The following is a 4,269-nucleotide window of genomic DNA, read 5'->3' as shown; positions in this document are numbered from 1 at the left end:
TTCTGCCACTATTCAATAGTTCATGTGTTCTAGCAAAGTTGACATGCTCCCCTAATGGTAGTACTGTTACTTTCAACCAAGAACTCCTTACAGGACAAAAATACTTTTTAGTTACTACCGGTCGTCGAGTGAATGATTTTGGTCAGTTTAGCAACACAATAAGTGGTTCAGGTCAAATTACATCAATTCCTGAATCAGATTCAATACCTGCCATGTTAGTCACGGGTGGTATAACTTTACTACTGTATAAGCGAAAACTAAGTTTAAAAATATCGAATTTTTAAATCATTTGTAAGCATAACTGCTATAGTTGCACTCATATAATCAGAATAATCTGTAGTCTGCTAACTGCCTTTTGTATTGTTAGTTAATTACTTGTTTCCAGAGAATAGATGCGATCGCCATCTTTTTGCAGAATATCTGAAGCAGTTTTGCTACTTCTGTTATGAACTGTTCTAAGTCTGAAGGCTTTTGCATATAACTTTGAAATCCAGATGCAAGAGCCTTTTTATCCACCTTATCTTTAGAACTACCGGTAAAAGCGATCGCTGGAATTTCTCTTGTTAGTGGAGATGTCAGTGAACGGACTTTCTGTATTAGCGAATATCTGTTCTCAAATGGCATATCAATGTCGATAATTAAAAGATCCACTTGATATTGTTTAATAATCTCAAATGCTTCCAAAGCATTGGATGCCGTTATTACCTGGATTCCATAACTTTCAAAAATATAGGTAATTAAAAAAAGGATATCTGTGCTATCGTCCACCACCAGAATCGTCAATCCTTGAAAAATATCTAAGTCTCTTCTATCTTTTTCAGGACGCGTGGCCTCAAAATTATCTGGCACGATATAATTGTCGCCCTAGTTACCGGATATAGAATTATACTTGCACTACAAAAGAAATCCCCTAATTTTCAATACAGGGGACTTTGCGGACATTGTAGATTTAATTCCGCCAGGTGTCTTACGTTCCTAACGTATTTTTGTGAATGCTACAAAACAGAAGTTTTGCATTTCGTTTAATCGACATTCCTTAAGGTAACTGAGTTAGTTTTGGTTGGTCTAAGTATGTGTATACCAACCGAGAAACTTGACGAACAAAATCCCTACCTCTGGTATCATTATAAGGTCTTCTCACAAAAATTCCTGCTAAGTAACGTTTGCCATGATACTGCAAGTCTCCAGAGCCACTTGCAACCAAGTCCCGCCGCATTACCAGGGTGTCATTTAGTTTGACTGTGCCAGCGTCTATTCTCTCAAATAAAGCAATCAGAATTGGGAACTTAATCGTACTCGCGGCGGGAAACACTTTGTCGCCACTAATATCCAAATAGTTACCCGTCTCTAAATCCACGAAAAACATACCCGGCTTGAGGAAACTGTAACGAGCCATCAATGCATTAATTTGAGATTTTAGTTGTAGTATTTCCTCGCCTAAAGGAACTACCCCAGCAAACATAGAAGCATTGATTGGTTTAGTGAGTATATCTGGTGGACTCAGTTTATTAATAGTTGCAATATCTTGTAAAGGCGCTTTACTTTGAAATAAGAGAACTTGGCGTTTTTGCTGGAGATTAGGAGTAATGGGAATTGGTGTTTGGGTGGTGATAAAAGCTTGTTGCCAATCTTGGATGTTTATTTCTGGGGTCATCTTGATTAAACTCCTTTTGATAACTGCCAAAGTTGGATTTCATAACATAAATGGCTCTCAAAAATTGCGCGTGCTGCTAATCCCTCGACAACCAACTTTTCCAGCCAGCGCTTAAATGCCCAATGACCGAGTGAGTATAATGGTGGGAGTGCGATCGCCACAACATCAGCAATATATTTAACTGTAGTCAGCCCAAAAGTACGGAAGTTGTCAACACACAAGTCAATCGTTGGTGCAACTTGAGTGGAGATGTCTTCAGTTTTGATTAACTTAAATCCAGCCTGTTCTAACGCCGCTTGGAGTTCGCTGGCGACATGACAATTAGAAAAAATGCCTTTTTGGTATTCATCATCAGAACGCATCATGTCTGCAAGCAGCAGGTAGCCACCACTATCCAGTAAACGAGCCGCACCTTGAGCTAAATCGAGAGCAGCAATATATTGGCTGCTTTCGCTAAATAAGATCAGGTCGTAGGAGTTTGAGGTGTGAAAATCTTCAAATCTCGTTAAGTAGAAAGGTACTTGGCCATTGGTATTTTTAATAAACCTCTCTTGCTGGAGTGCATCCGGTGCTAATCCCTCAACAATGAAACCGCGATCGCACAAATATGCTGCGTTACCTCCAATACCACAGCCTACGTCAAGCACAGTTTTTATACTTTCTGGGATAAAACTCAAAAGTTTGGCTGCATAGCTTTCCTGCGCGACACGCAGGCGAGTTAGAGTTAATTCTTCACCTTGAGTAGGTAATGGCTCCCAGTACCCGTAATGGAGATAGGAGGAGTTTGTGAGTCCCATGTAATAGTCTATCGCTGCATTTTGGTAGCGAGTAGGTTTCGGAATATTGCTTGATTTTGGCTTGAGCATTGAGGAATAAAGTAAGTATTAGGGCATTAAGCTTGGTTTAAATTCTGACCAACGCTTGCAAACTTGTTCGTAGCAATCGGGTGGAGTAATTTTTAGTTGGTGTAAAAAATTAACCTCAAATTGAGGTTCCGCCTTTAGCACCAGAAGAATATCTTGATGGGGATTGTATGTTGCGATCGCAGGTAAAATTGATGAAATCATAGATGAGCAGATTGATTGCGATATAGCTCCGCTATCTTGAAACGAACGCAAGTAAAACCCAATCAAATCAGAAGGGAGAAATTGCAGGGTGAAGGGAACTGTATCAACACTTGTATTTGTAGGGTGAGTAACTTTAGTATCCACATCACAAATAACAACCCCCCGCCCAAATGACTGAAATCCTTTCCATCCTGTGTAACCAATTACCAGCAGATTATTATGAATAAAGCTGTTTTGCCAGTAACCGAAATTTCCTTGCCAAACACTATTGGATGGTCGCATTGACTTCCTCCGCTAACACAATTGATTCAATGCGAACCTGCTCAAGCTCTCGTCCAATCAACACTAATCGTGTTTGACGGGGTTCCTGGGGTTGCCAAGTCCGATCATAAAAGTAGTCAAATCGATTACCAACCCCCTGTAATACCAGACGCATGGCTTTGTTGGGAACTGCTACAAATCCCTTAATTCGATAAATTTCTTGCTGCTGCACCAATGTTTGCAAGCGTTTGACTAGGATAGACGGCTCAAATGCTTGGTTTAATACTAGTTGCACTGCATTAATCCCTTCATCATGTTCGTGTTCGGCTTCGGTGTCGTGGTGACTGGGACGACTATCTAAGTTGTCTTCTACCGCAGCATTGAAACCGAGTAACAGATCGCCACTTATTTTACCATCCTGGCAAGGAATGACTTTTACACCAGGTGATAAGTTCTGTTTCAGCCACTCCTGCACCCTAACTTGCGTTGGGAAATCAACGCGATCGCTCTTAGTCAGCAATACTAGATCAGCACAAGCCAGCTGATCTTCAAACAGTTCCTCAATCGGTGTTTCGTGTTCTAGACTAGAGTCAGCTTGTCGCTGTGCTAAGAGGGCTGCTAAATCGCCTACATATTGATTAGTTGCTAAGGCTTCACAGTCCACCACAGTGATTACGCTGTCTACTGTCGCCCCTGTGCGAATCTCCGGCCAGCGAAATGCTTGCACCAATGGTTTTGGGAGTGCTAGTCCAGAGGTTTCAATCAACATACAGTCAAGGCTGGCGCGTCGCTTCAGCAATTCTTGCATCGCTGGGAGAAATTCCTCTTGCACCGTACAGCACAGACAACCGTTAGTGAGTTCAACAATATTACTGTTGGAGTCTTCTTCATCGTCACAAACTTGGCAATCACGCAAAAGTTCGCCATCAATTCCGATTTCTCCAAATTCATTCACCAAAACAGCAATGCGTCGTCCCTCATTGTTTTGCAGTAAATGGCGAATTAACGTCGTTTTGCCTGCACCTAGAAATCCTGTAATTACTGTGACGGGAATTTTTTGCATATAAAGTGTGTCGTTTGTTGATTAATTTTGCGATCGCAAGAAAGAAGTTTTAACCGCAGATATCATGCAATGTTGCCAGCGTTAAAATCCAAATATTTATCAAACAGAATTCAGGAGTCAGGAGTCAGAATTCAGCAATGTTTTCTGTACGACAGGAGGATAGCGCAGCGTTAGGCATCATGTAAAAATAAGTTGTACAAATTTAATTTGGAATAAGCTGTCAG

Annotated in this window: 4 protein-coding genes and 2 pseudogenes; 1 reads left to right on the top strand and 5 read right to left on the bottom strand. The window is 41.0% G+C overall.

Annotated features, from left to right (window positions below; all coding sequences use genetic code 11):
* Nucleotides 1-284: pseudogene (locus HWQ44_RS28155) on the top strand (hypothetical protein); the annotation flags it as partial.
* A 79-nt stretch (nucleotides 285-363) separates the two neighbouring features.
* Here HWQ44_RS28155 and HWQ44_RS28150 read toward each other — a convergent pair.
* The 5 genes and pseudogenes from HWQ44_RS28150 to cobW form a co-directional block, all read right to left on the bottom strand.
* Nucleotides 364-849: a response regulator gene (locus HWQ44_RS28150; RefSeq protein ID WP_292725279.1), complete on the bottom strand. Its 486-nt coding sequence runs from the start codon at nucleotides 847-849 to the stop codon at nucleotides 364-366.
* 187 nt (nucleotides 850-1,036) lie between these two features.
* Nucleotides 1,037-1,471, bottom strand: a pseudogene (locus HWQ44_RS28145) (serine hydrolase); the annotation flags it as partial.
* 188 nt (nucleotides 1,472-1,659) lie between these two features.
* A complete protein-coding gene (locus HWQ44_RS28140; protein ID WP_292725278.1) occupies nucleotides 1,660-2,520 on the bottom strand; it encodes a methyltransferase domain-containing protein in 861 nt (286 codons plus the stop codon).
* 18 nt (nucleotides 2,521-2,538) lie between these two features.
* A complete protein-coding gene (locus tag HWQ44_RS28135; RefSeq protein WP_292725277.1) occupies nucleotides 2,539-3,003 on the bottom strand; it encodes a hypothetical protein in 465 nt (154 codons plus the stop codon).
* Nucleotides 2,987-4,045 (bottom strand): cobalamin biosynthesis protein CobW, encoded by a 1,059-nt coding sequence (gene cobW, locus HWQ44_RS28130; RefSeq protein ID WP_292725276.1) that lies wholly within the window; start codon nucleotides 4,043-4,045, stop codon nucleotides 2,987-2,989. Before cobW ends, HWQ44_RS28135 begins: the two co-directional genes overlap by 17 nt.
* Nucleotides 4,046-4,269: the final 224 nt, after the last annotated feature.

Source organism: Nostoc sp. JL34 (assembly GCF_017114945.1).
Classification (GTDB): domain Bacteria; phylum Cyanobacteriota; class Cyanobacteriia; order Cyanobacteriales; family Nostocaceae; genus Nostoc.
Note: the sequence above shows the minus strand (reverse complement) of the source record. Positions and strands in the feature narration are given on the sequence as shown.

Bases quoted from the DNA above. Each gene is read 5' to 3' on its own strand.
- HWQ44_RS28140 (WP_292725278.1), bottom strand. From the start codon at position 2,520: ATGCTCAAGCCAAAATCAAGCAATATTCCGAAACCTACTCGCTACCAA.
- HWQ44_RS28135 (WP_292725277.1), bottom strand. From the start codon at position 3,003: ATGCGACCATCCAATAGTGTTTGGCAAGGAAATTTCGGTTACTGGCAA.
- cobW (WP_292725276.1), bottom strand. From the start codon at position 4,045: ATGCAAAAAATTCCCGTCACAGTAATTACAGGATTTCTAGGTGCAGGC.